The organism is Actinocatenispora thailandica (assembly GCF_016865425.1).
Classification (GTDB): Bacteria; Actinomycetota; Actinomycetes; order Mycobacteriales; family Micromonosporaceae; genus Actinocatenispora; species Actinocatenispora thailandica.
The window spans coordinates 6,274,822-6,292,366 of sequence record NZ_AP023355.1 but is presented as its reverse complement, the minus strand read 5'-3'; the positions used below and the strand labels follow the sequence as shown (position 1 = coordinate 6,292,366).

The following is a 17,545-nucleotide window of genomic DNA, read 5'->3' as shown; positions in this document are numbered from 1 at the left end:
TCAGCTTTGCGGCGAAGGCCCGCCTTTCTTCGGGAGGTCGGCGCGTGACCTGCCGGTCCGCGGAAAGGTTTGATGATGGGCACGGACTACAGCTTCCACCCGGGTGCAGCCGAGAAGGCAGAGGTCGACACCGACCACCTGAAGAACGTGGTGCCGATCCTGGAGGACCTCAAGAAGTACGTGCAGGACCGGCTGACCCAGGAAATCCTCGACATCAAGGGCAAGGACTGCCTGGGCGCGGACCACACCGTCCCGTTCGGCAAGTTCCAGAACGCGGTGAAGTCCGCAGGGACGCACCAGCAGTACCTGAAGACGATCTACAACGACTACGGCAACGTCGCGAAGAATCTCGATGTCGCGATCAAGGCGACGAAGGAGATCATCAAGAAGTACGACGACGCCGAAGAGCTCAACGACGCCAACTCGAAGAACATCATGAAGGCGTTCGCCGATGCCGGCGGCTCGAACGGTTCGCCGAGCACGACGACGTCCACGGCGACCGGATCGGGGTACTGAGATGGGCAATCTCGCCGCCGATCCGGGCGACATGAGCTGGGACGACATCGTCACGGCGTCCTGCGTGAACGGCAGCCCGGCTACCTTGTCCGCGGCCTCCGACCGGTGGAAGGGCGTGTTCCGCAACGCCGACTCGGTCAAGGAGGAGCTGGACACCCTGATCAAGGATCTGAAGGACTGGAAGGGCAGCGCCGGCGACGCCTACCGGGACAACATCAAGAAGATCTCGGACCAGATCCACCAGATCGAGACCGACAACAAGTCCAAGGTCGTCAACCTGCTCGACAGCTGCTCCAGCCAGTTGCAGAGCCTGCAGGACCAGATGCCGATCCCGGCGGAGATGTACGACGACGTCAGCTGGATGCACCAGCAGGCGATCGACCGCAACGCCATCGCCACCAACGGACTCATCACGCTGGCCCTTCCCGGCGACTGGAAGGACAAGCTCTACGACAACTGGGTGAGCGGCGTCGCCGGCGACGTCCTCGGGTGGGTGAGCGACCAGTTCACCAAGTGGTTCACCGACACCGAGGACCAGGCCCGGGACATCCTCGCCGGTACGAACAACGAGTACGACAACGCGAACATCAAGGCGGGCAGCCCGTCGCCGAACAACACCCAGCTGAGCCTGAACAACGACGACCGGACCGACACCGGCACCGGCACCGGCCCGGGTGCCGGCAGCATGCCGGACACCGGCTCGGGCACGATGCCGGACACGAAGACGCCCGACACCCGGCATCCGAAGCCCGACCTGCCGAACACCGAACACAAGGTGCCCAGCCACGACTCGCTCGACGACCATCCCTACCCGAACACCGACCACGGCGGGCTCGGCTCGCACGGTGGCGGCGGCGGAGGCGCCGGTTCCGGGCTCGCCGGTGCCGGCGGCGGCGCCCCGACCGGCGCCGGCGTGGGTGGCGGCGGGCTCGGTGCCGGGACCGGCGCCGGTGGCAGCCCGGTGGGCAAGCCGGTGTCCCCGGACGGCTTCGTCGGCGCCGGCGGTGCCGGCGCGGGCCGGGGCGCACTCGGCCGCGGCGTGCTGGGCGGCGGCCACGGTGGACACGGCGGCGGTGCCGGCGACGGCCGGGACACCTGGCTGACCGAGGACGAGGACCCGTGGGGCGGCAACGACGACAGCGCGCCGTCGGTGCTGGGCGGTTGACGCGATGCGAGTCGATCGGAGGACGGGTGGCTGGGCTCGCCGGGCCCGGTGGGCGCTGACCGGCGCGACGGCCGCCGGGCTGGCCCTGCTCATGCCGGCCACGGCGAGCGCGACGCCGATCCGCCAGCAGCAGTGGTACGTGGATGCGCTGCAGATCCCCAAGGCGCAGAACATCACCCGGGGTGGCGGTGTGGTGGTGGCTGTCATCGACGGCAAGATCGACGGCAGCAACCCGGATCTGTCCGGCCAGCTCGTCTCGGGTACGGCCATCGGCGGGGGATCGACCTCCAGCACGCACGGCACCGGTGTCGCGGGTGTCATCGCCGCCCGCGGCGGCGGGCTGCACCACGTGGTGGGGGTGGCTCCGGGCGCGAAGATCATGCCGGTCGAGTTGCCGGACAAGTTCTCCGACAAGGAGATCGCGACGGGCATCCGTTACGCCGTCGACCATGGCGCTCAGGTGATCAACATTTCCTCCGGCGGCGTGTACGACACGCCGCCGTCCGACGAGGTCTCGGCCGTCGACTACGCGCTGTCCAAGAACGTGGTCGTGGTGGCGGCCGCCGGGAACACCGGCGAGGGCATGTCCGCCGTCGCGTCACCGGCCGCGATCCCGGGCGTCGTCGCGGTCTCGGGCGCCGACAAGGCATCGAACTTCTGGTCCGGATCGGTGTCCGGCAAGCAGGTCGTGATCGCCGCACCGGCCGTGGACATCGTGTCCACCGGGTCGACGGACGGGAACTCCGAGTACCAGTCCGCCGACGGGACGAGCATGGCGGCGCCGATCGTGGCCGGCACGGTGGCGCTGATCCGGGCCAAGTACCCGAAGCTCGACGCGGCCAACGTGATCAACCGGCTGGTCGAGACGGCGAAGGACCAGGGTGATCCGGGCCGGGACAACTACTTCGGCTACGGCACGGTGCGGCCGGTGGACGCGCTGACCAAGGACGTGCCCACGGTGACGAAGAACCCGCTCGGCGGCGGTACCGGCGGCGGCGCCAGCGCGGGTTCGACCGCGACCCATCCGGTGCGCACCGCGGGCGCGTTCCACGCGCACATCAGTACCCGGGGTTGGATCACGTTCGCGGTCGTCGGGTTGTTGGTGGTCGTTGGCATCATCGTGCTGATCGTGGTGCTCGCCGGCCGTCGGCGCCGTCGCGGCAACGGATCGGGGCGCGGCGGCGGTCCGCCCGTGGGCGCGGCGGGGCCCGGCGGATATCCGGGCCTGCCCGGGGCGTACGGGGCGGCGCAGCCGGGCGGATACCAGCAGCCGACCGTGCCGGGCGGGATGCCGCCAGCCGGGTCCAGCCCGACGCCGACCGGCATCGCCGGATCTCCGGCGCCGCCGCCCGGGGCGCCGGGGCCTCCATCGGGGTCGCCGCCCGGGGCGCCGCCGGTCGGTGGTTCGGTTCCGGGACCACCGGGGCCCGGTGGTCCCACACCGGCGCAGCCGTTGTGGCCGCAGCCGCCCGGAGCGCAGGCCGGCGGCCCGCCGCCGCGCCCGCCGGGTCGCTGACCGTCCCGGGCCCCGCCTGCCGTTACCGGCGCGGTGGGGCTCGGGCGCGCCAGCGCCCGGCCGCCGCCAGCCGTGCGAAGCTGAGACGCCAGGTCGGGCGATCCGGGGGTGCTGGTGACCGAGGTGTGGCCGCGGGTGGCGATGGTGTTCGGCCCGCGGTTCTGGGTGCCGCGGGCGGATCGGCTCCGCCGCCTCGCCCCGGCCGATCGGCGCCGGGTGTCGGACTACCTGGCGGCGGGTGCCGTGGTGCTCGACTCGTCGGTACGCGATGTCGACCAGCTGGACGCCGCCCGCGGCGCGGTGCTGCGGCCGGTGGTGCGCACCGACGGTACCTGGGTCTGGTCGGACCGGCTGACGTACTACGCGACCGAGCACGCGGTGGCGCCGGAGCCGGCTTTCCTGCGGTGGATCGCGCGCCCGCACGGCGATCCGACGGCAGATTCCGGGACGGTGGCGCGGGTCCGCGCGGCGCTGGCCGCGACGCCGCCCGATCCGGCGCCGGTCGGGGCCGGCCTGACGTACTCGCGGGCGGTGTTCCGTGGCCGGGTGTGCCGGTCGGCGAGCTGGGCGGCCGAACCGACGACCGCGTACACCAGGAATGCCACCGCGCTCGCGGACGGCTTCGACCCGACCGGCCTGCCCGGCGGCGAGTACGCCCGGCTGATCCCGCGCGCCGAGCTGGACGACCTGTACGGCCGGGTGACGTACGTGCTGGTGCGCGGGCACCGGATCGCGGTGGTCGGCCAGCGGGACGGGCGCTACCTCGTCCGGGCCGGGAACGACGCGTACCCGGGTGTGGTGGCGATGCGCATGGTCGACCGGGGCGACTGGACCGGCGAGGTGCCGGAGTCCGCGGTGACCGAGGTGATCGCCGAGCACCGGCACTACCCGGTCGGTCCGGGATGGCGTGATCGACCGTCCCCGCAACGGATCGAGCGCATCGCGATCGACTGATTCGAACGCCGCGTCACGCTTGCGCACTTCTGTCATGATCGGTGCGTCGATCGTCCGAGCTGCGTGCCGTGGCGGCTGCCGCGTGCTTCGCCCGCCGCCGCGGCTCGCGATCCGATGCCGGTCGGGAGCGGACGGGAGGGCCTCTGTCGTGGGGATGGAGCTGCCGTCCGAACTGAAGTGGCTGGAGTGGGTGGTCGGGTCCGACTGGCCCGAGGGCGACGAAGACGGCATGTGGCGAATGGCCGAGGCCTACAACACCGCCGCCGGCGAGCTCCGCGAGCTGATCGACCAGGGCGACAGCGCCTACTACCACGTGCTGGCCGGCATGCAGGGGCAGGCCGCGGACAACCTCGGGCAGTACTGGTCGAAGTACACCTCGGGCACCGGCGGCGAGGACGGCTACATCGAGAAGCTGGCGAAGCTGCTGGAGGGCCTCGGGCAGCACTGCGACAGCACCGGTACCGAGATCGAGTACGCGAAGTACCAGTTCATCGCGGCACTGATCATCCTCGCCATCCAGATCGCCATCATGCTGGCGAACGCGATCGAGACGTTCGGCGCCTCGACCGCCGGCATCCCGGTCGCCGAGGTCGCCACCCAGATCACCGTCCGCACGATCGCCCAGCAGGTGCTGAAGGCGATCGTCATGAACATCATCCAGAACGTCCTGACCGACGTCGCGATCCAGCTGGTGCAGATCGGTGAGGGGCACCGCACCTCGCTCGACTGGAGCAAGGTCCAGGGCGACGTCATCGACGGCGCGATCACCGGCGCCGCAGGCGGTCTGGCCGGCGTCGGGTTCGGGAAGGCCGCCGGTGGCTTCGCGCACACCCTCGGCGGCGAGGTGGTCAACGGCGCCCTCGGTGGTGTGGCCGGCGGGATCGCCGACGCCGCGGCGCACGGCCAGTCGCTCGACCCGGAAAGCCTGCTCAAGGCCGGTACCTCCGGCGCGGCCGGTGGCCTCGCCGGGCACCGCGGCGAGGAGGGCGGTGGGTCGGAGCACGAGCCGGGCGGCCCGCCCGGTGAGCGCGGCGGGCCGGAGAGCGGCGGTCGCGGCGGCGACGAGGTGCCGCCGCCACCCGGCTTCGGCGACGAACCCGGCGGTACCGGCGGCGGTGAGCCGGGCAGTACCGGCAGCGGCGACGAGCCCGGCGGTTCGGGTGGGGCGGAGTCCGGCGGCTATCGCGGTGGCGAGGCGGGCGGTTCGGGCGGGGGCGAGCCGAGTGGTTCCGGCGGGGGCGAGCCCGGCGGTCACCGCGGCGCCGAGCCGGGTGGTTCGGGTACCGGGGAAGCGCGCGGCGACCCGTCCGGTGGCTCGGAAGGGCCGGGTCGGGAGCCGTCGGGCGGGTCGGAGGAGCCGGCCCGGGAACCGTCCGATGGGTCGGAGGGGGCGCAGCGGACCGAGGAGCCCCGCTCGGGCACCTCGTCCGAGGAGGCGCCGACCCGGAACGAGCAGCCGGTGGAGCGCACCGACACCGCGCCGCACGACCCGATCCACAGCGCGCTGAACGGCTCCGCCGAGCCAGCCCGGACCGAGCCCACCGCGTACTCGGAGCCGACCCGGGCCGAGCCGGCCCACCCCGAGCCGGCCCACACCGAGCCGGCCCACACCGAGCCGGTTCACGCCGAGCCGGTTCACGCCGAGTCCGCGCAGCATGAACCGGCGCACGCCGAGGCGGCGTACCACGAGTCGTCCGGCTCCGGCTCGGGCCGCGAGTCGTCGCACGGCGACGCCGGCGGATCGGTCGACTCGGGCTCCGGTGTGGGGGCCGGCGGTGGCCCGACCGGCCTGGGCGGTGGCCACGGCGGCGGGTCGGGCGGCCCGAGCGGCGGTACGGCGCGGCCCGGCACCGGTGGTTCCGCGCTGGCGGACGCCGGCGGGGCTGGCGAACCGACCGTACTGGCACCGACGCCCACCCCCGCGCCGCAACAGGCACCGCGGGCGGCCGATCCGGCCGCCAGCACCGGTGCCGGCGGCGGACCGGTGGCCGGTGGCCTGCCGGGCGTCGGCCTCGGTGGGGTGGGCGGTTCCGGCGGCGGGCCGGGTGGCGCTCGGGGCGGTACGGGCGGCTCGGCGCCACGATCCGGCGGTGGCGGCGACGGGGGGCACGGGTACCGCGGTGGGCCGGCGGAGGCGGCGCGCGAGCCCGGCTCGTCCGGCCGCCCGGACGGTGCGCCGCTGCCGGGCGAGCCCGGCAGCGGTCGACCACCGGCGCCGCGGTCGGCCGGCTCGGGCGAGCAGAGCCACCCGGTCGAGCGGCGGCCCGGGGTGCCGGGCCAGCGCACCGCGGAGCCGGCGGCCCGCCCGGGACCGACGCCCACCGAACCGACTTCGCGGTCCGAGTCGGGTCCTGTTTCGGGGTCGCGACCCGAGCCGGGGCCTGCTTCGATCACGCGGCCCGAGTCGGGTTCTGTTGCGGGGTCGCGGCCCGAGGCGGGCCCCGCTTCGACGTCGCGGCCGGAGCTGGACGCGGGCCCGGCTTCGACCGCGCGACCGCCCGCCGCGGAACCGACCGCCCGGCCGGATGGTTCCGGCCCGGCGGGACCACGGCCCGAGTCCGCCGGACGGCCGGAGCAGGGCTCCGGGGCGCCGCCGGAGCCGGGCCCGGGGCTCGGGGCCACACGGCCCGGAGCGGAGCCACGGCCGGAACCGGTGCCGGAGCAGCGCACCGGCACCACCGATCCGGCCGGTACCACCGGGCCGCCGGCCGAGGATCGCCGCCCGGCGCGGCCCGGTGACGAGCCAGGCGGCGACCGCTCGACCCGCGAGGGCCCACACCACCAGCCCGGAAGCGAGGATCCCCAGCACCGGCCCGGAAGCGAGGATCCCCGGCACCGGCCCGGAAGCGAGGATCCCCGGACCCGGCCCGGAAGTGAGGATCCCCGGACCCGGCCTGGAAGCGAGGACCTCCGGCACCGGCCCGGCGACGAGAGTGTTCGGCCGGCGGGGCGCGCGCCCGGCGAGGAACCCGCCGGAGGGGAGCCGGACGAGTGGCGGCCCCGGTCCGCCGACCACGAGGCCGGCCCGCCCGGCGAAGACGAGCCGCCCGGTGCGGCGGACCAGCCACCGCCCGCCGAGGGCACCGACGAGCCCGCCGGGCCGGGCCCGAGCGACCGGGACCACCGCATCGAGCTGCCGGACGGCACCGAGTACGAAGGGAAGTACGGCGACGACAGCGCGCCGGATGTGCCGGCGCACCACGACCAACTCGACCAGATCCTGGAACGCCACGGGGTCCCCGGCGACACTCCACAGGAGCGCCGGCAGCGCTTCGACGAGGACCGGCGCCGGCACCCGAACACGTACGACCAGGCGACCAAGGACCGGATGGCCGCGATCCGCAACGAGGCGGCGATCCAGCAGGGCGACATCGTGCAGAAGGTGCTCAACCCCGGCGCCGCGGAGTCGATGCTCAACAACGGGGACTACCACGACTCGGTGCGCGGGTTCGGTGCGCGGCACGACGACGTCCGCGAGTTGAACACGCCGGAGCGCAACTACGACGGGTACGCGCTGACGTTCGACGGCACCACCTTCGGCCCGGAGCAGCACCACAACTTCGCGCTGCGGTTCCCGGCCGATGATCCGGAGCACTTCGTCCCGGCGTTCTCGGACGACATGCAGGGCACGCCGGGTGTCGACGATGACCGGACGACCGGGCCGGACGAGCTGGAGTACGGGCCGTTCATGGGCGCCGGCTACACCGACAGCGACGGGATCTACGACCCGCAGCACCGGAACAGCTCGATGGACGGGTACGCGGTGCCCGAGGTGAAGATCGGCGACCCGAACGCGCCCGGCGGCGCGATCCCGATCCCCGAGGGTGCCGAGATCTGGCAGCAGAACGCCGACGGCAGCGAGCGGATCGTCGCCCGGTTCGACGGCAGCGACTGGCAGGCCGACCGCCGCTTCGACGCATCGAGGGCCGGCGACTACGACGCGGATCCGTGGCACGACAGCGGGCCCGGACGCGGCCCGGACACCCCGACCGATCCCACTGCCGGCCCGGGTGACGACCTGCGCTCCCGCTCCGACGACGACCCCCCGAACTCGGAGGAACCGACCGGCGCCGACGACCGACCGGGCGCCGACGACGATCCCCTGAACTTCGAGGAACCGGCCGGCGCCGACGACCGACCGGGCGCCGACGACGAGCCCGGCGGCGGGGCCGTGGCGAGAGTGGGCCGGGCGGCGAGGACCGCGGCGACGACGGGTCGAATGCCGAGGACCGCGGTGCGGGCGAGCCGAGCGACGGGGACGGCGACGAGCGAGCGGATGCCGGGGAAAGTGGCGACGAGGGGGACGGTGCCGACCGGGACGACGTGGGCTGGCGGGGCGAGGGTCGTAGCCTGACCGAGGCGGAGAACGCCTACGCCGACGGCATCCTGGCCGACGCGCAGAGCAACGAGCCGGGCATCACCCGGGACCTGCGGGACACGGCGGCGTCCGTACCCGGTGGCCGGTTGGTCGGCGAGGAGCACTCGCGCAAGAGCGAGGAGTCGTTCAAGCGCAAGTTCGCCGACGAGATCGCGCAGAGTCCGGACAGCACGCTGCCCGAGATCGCGCACGGCATGAAGGACACCGTCCGCTACACCGTCGAGATGCCCGCCGAGTCGTACGGCGCGGGCGCGCAGCAGGTCTTCGACCACCTGGCGGAGCAGGGCTACGAGCCGTGGGTCGAGCCGAAGAACACCTGGGGCGGCGAGAAGTACAAGGGAATCAACAGCTTCTGGCACGACCCGCGCACCGGGCAGGTCTTCGAGGTGCAGGTGCACACCCCGGAGAGTTTCGCCGCGAAGATGGACACCCACGAGATCTACGAGCGGCAGCGCACCACCGGGGATCCGGCCGAGGCGGCCCGGCTGCAGGAGCAGCAGAACGAGATCTTCCGGCAGGTCCCGGTACCGGAGGGCGCGGCCGGCGTCGGCCTACCGCCCGGCGTCGAACCGGTCGGCGGCCGGCACGCGCCGCCGGAGCGCGACGAGCAGCGCGGCCAGGGGAGCCGGCAGGACGGCGACGACCAGCGCGACCAGCGCGATCAGGGAAGCGGGCAGGACGGCGACGAGCGGCGTCCCCGCCAGCGCGACGAGGACGGCCAGCGCGGCGGCGACGGCAGCGAGCGGCGCCACGGCGACGAGCTGCGCGACGAGGACGGCCAGCGCGGCGGCGATGGCAGCGAGCGGCGCCACGGCGACGAGCTGCCCGACGAGGACGGGCGTGACGAGGCCGCGGAGGCCGACGACGGGCCGGACGAGCTGCCGCAGCAGGTGTCCGACGACGAGGCGCACGCGGCGATGGCGGAGCACGCCCGCGAGACACCGGCCGGGTACGAGTTCACCGGCGACCCGGAGATGCGGCCGTACACCGACGCGGCGCGGCCGGAGGACGGCTACGTCAACCTCGACTCGCATGCCACCCGGGACGGCTACCTCAGGGTCGGCGACAAGCTGCTGACCCCGAGCAGTACGCCCGGGGCATCCAGCGGCTGGCCGACGAGGGCCGGATCACCCTGGGGGACAACAGGATCAAACTGTCCGCCTGCGACGCCGGGCACGGTGAACACCCGCCGGCGCGGCGCATCGCCGAGGCGCTCGGCCGCGAGGTCAAGGCACCGACCGAGAAGCTCTGGACCGACCGGCACGGCAACGAGGTCGTCGCCTCCTCCGACCCGAACAACGGCCGCCGCCCCACCATCCCGCCGGACGGTCGCTGGCGCTCGTTCGACTCCGACGGCCACGAGACCGGCAGCCAGCTGGCCAGTGACGAGCACCCGACCGGTACGCCGAGCGAACCGCGCGGTTCTGGCGGCGTGGTGGAGACGGATGCGCGGGCACGTTCGGCGCGCCCTCCGGCCGGTGACGGATGGCCAACGGAACGCTTCTCCGACAATGACCGGCAGAACCCGAATGCGCTGCCCCGGGCGAACAAGTACCTGAGCCAGAAGCTGCCGAAGGTCTCGGATCGTAAGGTCAGTTTCTACGACGCGGCCCGGCATCACGCCGCGGGCGGAACGGAGCGTCGCGGCGAGTACCGGCTGACACCCGAGCGGGTGCAGGAGGTTCTGGACTGGGCTGACCGCGATCCGGCAACCTTGTCGGCATGGCAGCGCCGGATGCTCGCCGACTACCAGACTCATCTGGCCGACACCGACGGCCGTTCGCTGCCGGGCGCGGATCAGCGGCCGGCGCTTGGCTCACCGCGGGAGCCCGGCTCGAACGAACCATCCGCTGAGCAGGGGGAGGACGACCAGTCGCGGCAGAGCCAGGGCAGGAACCTGGACGAGCAGGTGCAGCATCTGCGTGAGCAAGGCGCCGAGGCCGTTGGTCTCGACGAAACCAAGGTCAGGAGGATCAGCAACGGTCAGTACGCCGGCCAGCTCGTCACGGTCCGCGGCGACCTGGTGGACAGGATCGCGGCGGACGGGAAGCCGCAGCTGGCCGCCGAGATGCAGGACAAGGGTGTGTACGTCAATCTGCATGGCTTCCCTGACTTCACGCCGTACGCACGAGTGTTGGTCGAACTCCCGCCGGACCTTCCGGTTGGCGCGGACGGTGTTGCGCTGCGCGGTGACGCCCTGCGGGAGAAGGACATCGCCGCCTGCGACAATCTGCTGAAGGAGATGTACAAGAACGATCCGGAGCTGTTCGCCGCGCTACAGGATTCGCATACCTGGCACCACCTGGAAGGCGCCCGGCATCTCATCCTGATCCCTACCGAGGTGCACGAGGCCGTGCGGCACTATGGCGGAGTTGCCACTGCGAACAGCGCCGGTACCGGGACCGTTGCGTCACCCGCGGACAGTCGTGGTGAGCCGCCGGCGCCGGCTGGATCGGACGCCGAGTCGGAACCACCGACGCCACCCAGCTCCGTCGAATCGTTGACACGGACGCCGCGGCCCGGTGAGTGGTCGCCGAGCAAACTCAAGGACAATCACCAGCAGGGCGACGCGACATACACCGGTCCGATTCACGGCACGCCGATCGCGGTTCCGCCGGACTTCGTCCGGACGGCGGGGGACACCGATGGCATCTGAGGCACGTCGGTCCAGCTGTGCCGTGGTGACTACGATGAGCATTGACCTCGACCCGGGCACGTTGTGGGGAATCATGTCTCAGCCTCGTGAAGAATTCCCGGTGAGTTCGCTGGCTGGGCAGATGTTTCAGCCCACGAACCCAGAGCTGCGCGCGCTGTATCCGGATGGCGTGTACATCGACCTGCGTGGTTTTCCGGACTGGATTCCGTACGCGCGTGCCGTGGTGGAAATGCCGCCGCCGCCACCGGGCCTTGCCGTCGACGAGGTCAGGGTCACCGACGTGCTCGCGGCCAACGAATTGCTGCTGCTCGCCGCTGATCCGCTGGCCGAGCGGCGTGGCCCCGTCCCGCACACGCCGGAGGGTTGGGTTTGGGCGCACCTCGCGGGATCGCGCAGGCTCGCGCTGGTGCCCAGCTCGCTGCATGATTCGTTTCGACACGGTGGTGGGGTCGCCACCCTCGAGGTGAACCGGCATCGGACGGGGCTGGAACTGCCGACGGGTTCGGCCGACGAATACGTTCCGCTGGTACCGCTGCAAGAGGTGTCCGAAGCGGCCGTCCACAAGGTGGAGGAGCACCTGAACGTCCGCTTGCCCGGCTCGTATCGCGGGTTCGTCATGGCCACCAACGGTGGGTTCCCGAGGCATCCGGGCGTGCATCCGGAGCATGGTTTCATCGTCGACCAGCCGTTCTTCGGGATCGCTCGGAACAGCTGGTTCGAGGAGCTTTCGTTTGTCAACATGTGGGTCTCGGATCGTTTCACCCACGATTTCCTGGCGGTTGGGCCGGTCCAAGGCGGCATGATTGCCGTGAAGGTGCACGGCGATGATTCCGGATCGGTCTGGTACTGGGACGACGACGATCGGAACGATGCGGAGCGCTACGACGCCGAGTACATCTGCGGCCACTTGCTGCATCGCTGTGGAGACGACTTCGAGGACTTCTGGGCCTCGCTCCGATTGGTGCCAGAGCCTTTGCTGGGAGTGGTCCGGAGTGCGGTGGACAACGGCCACGCCCAGCTCGTCGACGATCCGGACGCGGGCGCGAGCCTTCCGCCGGCGGAACAGCCGTGACGGTGCTGATGGCGACGGGGGTGGCGGAACATGCCTGAGGTGACGTACTTCGCGCGGCTCGACGCCGGTGACACGGTGGAGCGGCCGCGGAGCCTGGTGCGGCGCACCGCGACCGAACCGCTGCCGACCGACGAGGTGTACCAGCGGGACGGGCGCTGGCATCCGACCGGCCTGCTGGCCGCCGACGACATCGGTGACCTCGACGAGCAACTGGTGCCGATCTCGGCGCAGCAGGCGCAGGCGGTGATCGACCGCTGGCAACGGTCCTGGCGGGCGGCGGACGAGCGGGGTGCCGCGGCGGCCCGGGGTGACACCGGGTTGCGGCTGGCGCAGGTGTTCGACCGGCCCGGACCAGACGGCCGGCCGGTCGCCGATCCCGCCCGCCCCGCGCTGTCCCGGGCCGAGCGTGGCGCGGTCGCCGCGTACCTCCGGCGGGCGCCGGTCGTGTTGCGGGCCAACGGATCCGACCCCGACCCGTTCGACGCCGAGCGGGGTGCTGCGGTGCCGCTGCACGTGCGTACCGACGGGGTGTGGGTGTGGTCGGAGGCGCTGGCCTACTTCGCCGCCGAGTACGGCATCGCGCCGGAGCCGGACCTGTTGGCGCACATCCGATCGGCGAACTACGCGGCACCGCGGGAGGTGGCCGGCGCCGTGCTGGACCGCGCGGCGGATCTGGTGCTGGGTCGCTGAGCTGGTGCCGCTCACCGGCGTCGCCGGCGGCCGGCGGTGCGGGCCGGCCCGGCTGCTTCGGCACCGCGGGACGGTGGCCCGGGCCGGTTAGATTTGCGGTAGGGCCGAGGAGGTTGGGTGGTCAGGTACGAACCGGTCGACGAGACCGAGTCCGCGATGCTCGCCGCGCTGCAACACGACGACCCGGCGAGCTACCTGCGGCTGCTCGCCGACCTCGACCTGGTCCTGCCGATGGCGCCCGGCTCGGTGGTGAACGGGCAGGTCGCGTTCGCCACCGTCGAGCTGGGTGAGCGGACCCACGTCGCGGCATACTCCTCGGCGCGGGCGATGGCCGCCGGGACCGGCGGCGGGTTCGAGTCGTACCGCAAGGTGCGGTTGGCCGCGCTGGCGGAGCAGTGGCCGAACGAGCGGTGGTGGCTCGCGGTCGACGCGGGGCTGCCGCTGGCGATGAACCTGGCGCCGCGGCTGGTGCGGCAGGTCGCCTCGGGTGACTTCACGGTGCCGGCCCGGCGGCCGACCCCGGCCGCGATGCAGAAGGTGGTGCCGCCGCCGATGCTGCCGGCCTACCTCGACGCGGGCTACGGCTTCGTGGCCGGGTACGTGCATCGCTGGCAGGACACCCGGTCGCTGCGCACGCCGGCCGACCTGGTGGCGAATCTGGGCCTGGCGTTTCCCGGTTCGCCGTTTCCGGCGGAGCCGGCCGAGCTGCACGTGATCCGGTGGCCGGGCTACTGCGCCGACCTCTACCGGGTGCCGTACGGGGGGACCGACGAGGCGACGGTGCACGCGATGCCGGACGGCTGGGTGATCGAGCATCCGCCGTTCCTGGGCAACGGGTATGTCGCGGACTCCCGGCTGGCCGTCCCGGAGTACAAGGTGGACAGTGTCCGGTTGCCGCACCATGCGGAGATGTGGCGGATCGCCGCCGACGGCGCGCAGTCGCTCGCCGCGGTGTACGACGCGGATCTCCGGACGTGGCACCGCAAGGCCGGCGGGGAGGGCTGACGTGCGGGACGGCTACTACGCGACGTTCGACGGCACCGACTTCGAGGCGTCGCCGGACGGCGCGGCCCTGCACCTCTACGCCGACGCCGTGCGCGACGGGTTCGACGAGGTGGCGCCCGGCCGGTTCCGGCGGGTGGTGGCGTTCGGTGCGGTGACCCGGTTCGGTTACCTGACCACCCGCTGCGTCTGGCGCGGCGAGCCGTTCAAGGTGCTCGGTGACCGCGGTGACTGGCTGCGGGTGGAGTACACGGGTGGCCGCGCACCGGTCGCCGAGGCTCTCGGGCTGGAGCGGTTCGACCGCGGCGTCTACCAGGCCTGGGCGCCGGCGGCGGAGGTCACCGAGCTGCGTGAGGAAAGGATCTGATGGTCTCGGCGTCCGTTGCAGAGCCCGGCGCGCCGGCGGTGGCGGCGCCGCGGGAGGAGAGGGTGTCCGGTGCGGGCTGACTGGCAGGCGCACATCGACTCGCTGATGGCGCAGTACCGCACGATGCGCGACAACCTCGGCGTGATGCAGCAACGGATGGCCGAGGTCGTCGGTACCGCCGAGTCCGAGGACGGGCTGATCCGGGCCAGCGTCACGTTCCGCGGTGAGCTGTCCGAGCTGCAGATCGACCCCAGGGTGCTCCGGTCGTACGACTCGGTCACGCTGGCGGAGACGATCCTCGCGGTGGCGCAGGCGGCCACCGGCGATCTGCGCGAGCAGCTGACGGAGACGGCGCGTCCGTTCATGCCGGAGGGCGGTGTCGGCTCGCTCGGCGGCATGGAGAAGCAGCTCGACCTGAAGAACCTGCTCCCGGAGGATCCGACCGATCTGGGTCGGCTCGGTCCACCACGCTGACGGAGGTCACCATGACGAGCGCTTTCTGGGTCGACCCGCCGCACCTGAAGAAGACGGCTCCGGAGTTCGAGGATGTCGGCAAGGCCGTCGCGGACATCAGGAAGCGGCTGCAGGGCAGGTTGGACGCCGAGGGCAAGTGCTGGGGTGGCGACGACTACGGCAAGGGCTTCGAGGAGAAGTACGACGATCCGAAGAAGCAGGCCGACGACTACTTCAAGAGCCTGGCCAAGGAGATCACCCAGATCGGTACCGGCCTGGCGGAGATGGCCGACACCTACGGCAAGGGTGACGAGGCCTCGAACAAGTTCTGATCCCGGCGGGCGCGTGCCGTCTGCCCGCCGATCCCCGGCCGGCGCCGATGGCCGGCGCCCCTGGATCGGCACCGATGGCCGGCGGGCCCGACCGACGCCGACTGTCGGCGGACGCCCCTGATCAGCGACGCGGTCCCCGGTCATCGGTGCCGGCCCCGGTCGGAGGTGCCGGCCCCGGTCGGAGGTGCCGGCCCCGGTCGGAGGTGCCGGCCCCGGTCAGCGGCGACCGCCGCCGGGGAGCGCCCGGCCGGAGCCGGGAACGGCCCGGCCGGAGCCGGGAACGGCCCGGCCGGAGCCGGGAACGGCCCGGCCGGAGCCGGGGAGGGACCGACCGCCGCCTGGAGCGGCCCGGCCGGGGATCGCGCGCGGCGGGCCGCCGAAGCCCGCCGGCGGGCCGCCGGAGTTGCCGCCCGGGCCGCTCGGCGGGTGTGCGCGGGAACTCGGTGCGGTGATCGAGAGGGCCTTCTCGTCGCTGGCGCTGCTTGCCCTGGCCGGCCGGGCTGGTTCCGGGTCGGACGCGAACGTGGCCCGGCCGGACCGCCAGGCCCGGCGCCGACCGCGCGGGACGACCCGGGAGCCGATCAGCACCAGCAAAGCGGCGACCAGCAGCACCGGCGTGAGGATGCCGGCGACGACCTCCACCGTACGCATCGGGTCGCGAAGATCCTGCGGGTTGTCGATGGCCTGCCTGCCGTGCCTGGCCGGCGCGGCGGCGGGCTTCGGCACCGCGGTGAGCGCCCGGTACGGGTTGACGACGCCGTAGCCGACCGTCTCGTTCCAGCCCTGCGGCGGGTGGTCGGCGGTCTCGATGATGCGCTTGCGCACCTGCTCGGCGGTGAGGGACGGGTCGTACGCCCGGAGCAGCGCCGCGGTGCCGGCCACGAACGGGGTGGCGAAGCTGGTGCCGCCGTCGGCGAACTCCTCGAAGCCCTTGCCGGCCGGCGCCGGCCCGTCGATCATCTTGCCGGGTGCCGCGACGTCCAGGAAGTTCGCCGTGTTGGAGCTGCCGACGTGCGCGCCCTTGTCGTCGATGCCGCCGACCGCGAGCACGTTCGGCAGCGCCGCGGGGTAGGACGCCGAGCCCTCGGCGGTGGTCCCGCCCTCGTTGCCGGCCGCCGCGACGAGCACCACGTCGTGCTCGATCGCGTACCTGACGGCCGACTTCATCGCCTCGGTGTCCTGGGTGGTCAGGGACAGGTTGATCACCTTGGCGCCGGCGTCGGTGGCGCGGTGGATCGCGTCCGCGATGTTGGTCGGCACCGAGTCGCTGCCGCTGTGCTGCTCGTCCCGCAGCACCCGGAACGGCAGGATCTCCGCGTCCGGCGCCACCCCGTAGAACGGGGCGCCGGTGCCGTCCCGGCCGGCGATGATGCCGGCGATGACCGTGCCGTGCCCGAACTGGTCGCAGGTGCCGTTGCCGTCGGCCAGGTAGTCGTGGCCGCCGGCGACCACGGCGTTCTTCAGCGACGCGGGCGTGGTGGACACGCCGGAGTCGATGACCGCGACCTTGACCCCCTGGCCGCGGCTGAGCGGCCAGGCCCGCTGCGGTTGGATGCGCTGGAGCGTCCACGGCGTGTCCGACAGCGGGTTGTCCAGGGTGTAGCGGGCGGGCACGTCGCAGGGCTGCTGCTTGGCCGGCGCGTCGCCGGCCGCGCCGGAACCGCCGGACCTGCCGCCGTGCTTCGATGGTGCGGCGGTGACCGCCGGGCCGGCGAGCACGGCCAGGGCGGTGGCGAGGGCGGCGGCGAGGCAACCCCGGACCAGTCGCGCGCCGGCCCGGTGGGGCGGCGGCACGCGGCGGGGCCCCGGCGGCACCGGGTGAACCGGGACGAAGCGGGAACCGTACCCCTTCAACACAAGAAGGAGCGTAGCCGGCGGGTGCACGCACCGGTACCGGGCGAAACGGGACGCAATCGACCGGCGCCGATCTTGGCGTCCTCTTGTAGGTTGGACCCCGCCGCGCACGACGTCGGACGAGGAGGTGTGTGGTGCGGGACGGGTACTACGCGCGATGGCGTGACCAGGAGTTCGACGCCAGTCCGGACGGTGACCGGGTTCGGCTGTACACCAAGGAGCCGACCGCCGGGTTCGAGCAGATCGGCGCCCAGCGGTACCTGCGGGTGGTGCCGCGCGGCGACGTCGCCGAACTCGGGTACCTGACCGTCCGGTGCCGCTGGCGGGACCAGCCGTTCCAGGTCATCGGGGAGCACGGCTCCTGGTACCGGGTGGAATACCTCGGCGAGCTGCCGCCGCCGGACGGGTTGAACCTGACCGAGTTCGATCGCGGCGTCCACCAGGCATGGGCCAAGCGTGACGAGGTCAGTGAGCTGAGTGAGGAACGCAGTTGACGCTGTCGGCCCGTTGAGCCGGGTCGGTACGTTGTCTGCTGGCCGATTCCGGGCAACGACGACCGGCCCCGGCCCCGGCGCACTCGGCGCAGGCAG

The 17,545-nt window shown here is 72.9% G+C and carries 15 protein-coding genes; 14 read left to right on the top strand and 1 reads right to left on the bottom strand.

The genetic code is table 11. From position 1 onward, the window contains the following. Nucleotides 1-75 precede the first annotated feature (75 nt). The 13 genes from Athai_RS28195 to Athai_RS28140 all read left to right on the top strand — a co-directional run bounded on the left by Athai_RS28195 (nt 76) and on the right by Athai_RS28140 (nt 15,101). Nucleotides 76-516 (top strand): hypothetical protein, encoded by a 441-nt coding sequence (locus Athai_RS28195; RefSeq protein WP_203964283.1) that lies wholly within the window; start codon nt 76-78, stop codon nt 514-516. Between the two features lies 1 nt (nt 517). Beyond that, nucleotides 518-1,681, top strand: a complete 1,164-nt coding sequence (locus tag Athai_RS28190) for a WXG100 family type VII secretion target (RefSeq protein WP_203964282.1) — start codon at nt 518-520, stop codon at nt 1,679-1,681. Between the two features lie 4 nt (nt 1,682-1,685). After that, a complete protein-coding gene (locus Athai_RS34935) occupies nt 1,686-3,197 on the top strand; it encodes a S8 family serine peptidase (protein WP_203964281.1) in 1,512 nt (503 codons plus the stop codon). Between the two features lie 114 nt (nt 3,198-3,311). After that, nucleotides 3,312-4,151: a hypothetical protein gene (locus Athai_RS28180; RefSeq protein WP_203964280.1), complete on the top strand. Its 840-nt coding sequence runs from the start codon at nt 3,312-3,314 to the stop codon at nt 4,149-4,151. Nucleotides 4,152-4,305: 154 nt separating this feature from the next. Beyond that, nucleotides 4,306-8,505 (top strand): WXG100-like domain-containing protein, encoded by a 4,200-nt coding sequence (locus Athai_RS28175; RefSeq protein ID WP_239157482.1) that lies wholly within the window; start codon nt 4,306-4,308, stop codon nt 8,503-8,505. Beyond that, complete coding sequence (locus tag Athai_RS34515; RefSeq protein ID WP_239157221.1) at nt 8,475-10,088, top strand: hypothetical protein; 1,614 nt, start codon at nt 8,475-8,477, stop codon at nt 10,086-10,088. The genes Athai_RS28175 and Athai_RS34515 overlap by 31 nt, the downstream gene beginning before the upstream one ends. Nucleotides 10,089-10,264: 176 nt before the next feature. Continuing rightward, on the top strand, nt 10,265-11,185 hold the full coding sequence (locus tag Athai_RS35140; RefSeq protein WP_338028188.1) for an HNH endonuclease: 921 nt from the start codon (nt 10,265-10,267) through the stop codon (nt 11,183-11,185). Nucleotides 11,186-11,219: 34 nt separating this feature from the next. Beyond that, nucleotides 11,220-12,257: an HNH endonuclease gene (locus Athai_RS28165; protein WP_203964278.1), complete on the top strand. Its 1,038-nt coding sequence runs from the start codon at nt 11,220-11,222 to the stop codon at nt 12,255-12,257. Between the two features lie 30 nt (nt 12,258-12,287). Next, nucleotides 12,288-12,947 (top strand): hypothetical protein, encoded by a 660-nt coding sequence (locus tag Athai_RS28160; RefSeq protein ID WP_203964277.1) that lies wholly within the window; start codon nt 12,288-12,290, stop codon nt 12,945-12,947. Between the two features lie 117 nt (nt 12,948-13,064). Continuing rightward, nucleotides 13,065-13,952, top strand: a complete 888-nt coding sequence (locus tag Athai_RS28155) for an SseB family protein (protein ID WP_203964276.1) — start codon at nt 13,065-13,067, stop codon at nt 13,950-13,952. 1 nt (nt 13,953) lies between these two features. Continuing rightward, nucleotides 13,954-14,316 (top strand): hypothetical protein, encoded by a 363-nt coding sequence (locus tag Athai_RS28150; RefSeq protein ID WP_203964275.1) that lies wholly within the window; start codon nt 13,954-13,956, stop codon nt 14,314-14,316. Nucleotides 14,317-14,385: 69 nt separating this feature from the next. Then, nucleotides 14,386-14,790: a YbaB/EbfC family nucleoid-associated protein gene (locus Athai_RS28145; RefSeq protein WP_203964274.1), complete on the top strand. Its 405-nt coding sequence runs from the start codon at nt 14,386-14,388 to the stop codon at nt 14,788-14,790. 11 nt (nt 14,791-14,801) lie between these two features. Next, complete coding sequence (locus Athai_RS28140) at nt 14,802-15,101, top strand: WXG100 family type VII secretion target (RefSeq protein ID WP_203964273.1); 300 nt, start codon at nt 14,802-14,804, stop codon at nt 15,099-15,101. Nucleotides 15,102-15,317: 216 nt separating this feature from the next. On the opposite strand, the gene mycP is transcribed toward Athai_RS28140, so the two are convergent. Then, nucleotides 15,318-16,895 (bottom strand): type VII secretion-associated serine protease mycosin, encoded by a 1,578-nt coding sequence (mycP, locus tag Athai_RS28135; protein WP_239157220.1) that lies wholly within the window; start codon nt 16,893-16,895, stop codon nt 15,318-15,320. 191 nt (nt 16,896-17,086) lie between these two features. Between mycP and Athai_RS28130 the strand changes: the two genes are divergently transcribed. Further along, complete coding sequence (locus tag Athai_RS28130) at nt 17,087-17,449, top strand: hypothetical protein (protein WP_203964272.1); 363 nt, start codon at nt 17,087-17,089, stop codon at nt 17,447-17,449. Nucleotides 17,450-17,545: the final 96 nt, after the last annotated feature.

Bases quoted from the DNA above. Each gene is read 5' to 3' on its own strand.
- Athai_RS28195 (WP_203964283.1), top strand. From the start codon at position 76: ATGGGCACGGACTACAGCTTCCACCCGGGTGCAGCCGAGAAGGCAGAG.
- Athai_RS28160 (WP_203964277.1), top strand. From the start codon at position 12,288: ATGCCTGAGGTGACGTACTTCGCGCGGCTCGACGCCGGTGACACGGTG.
- Athai_RS28165 (WP_203964278.1), top strand. From the start codon at position 11,220: ATGAGCATTGACCTCGACCCGGGCACGTTGTGGGGAATCATGTCTCAG.
- Athai_RS28175 (WP_239157482.1), top strand. From the start codon at position 4,306: ATGGAGCTGCCGTCCGAACTGAAGTGGCTGGAGTGGGTGGTCGGGTCC.
- Athai_RS28140 (WP_203964273.1), top strand. From the start codon at position 14,802: ATGACGAGCGCTTTCTGGGTCGACCCGCCGCACCTGAAGAAGACGGCT.
- Athai_RS28190 (WP_203964282.1), top strand. From the start codon at position 518: ATGGGCAATCTCGCCGCCGATCCGGGCGACATGAGCTGGGACGACATC.
- Athai_RS34935 (WP_203964281.1), top strand. From the start codon at position 1,686: ATGCGAGTCGATCGGAGGACGGGTGGCTGGGCTCGCCGGGCCCGGTGG.
- Athai_RS35140 (WP_338028188.1), top strand. From the start codon at position 10,265: ATGCTCGCCGACTACCAGACTCATCTGGCCGACACCGACGGCCGTTCG.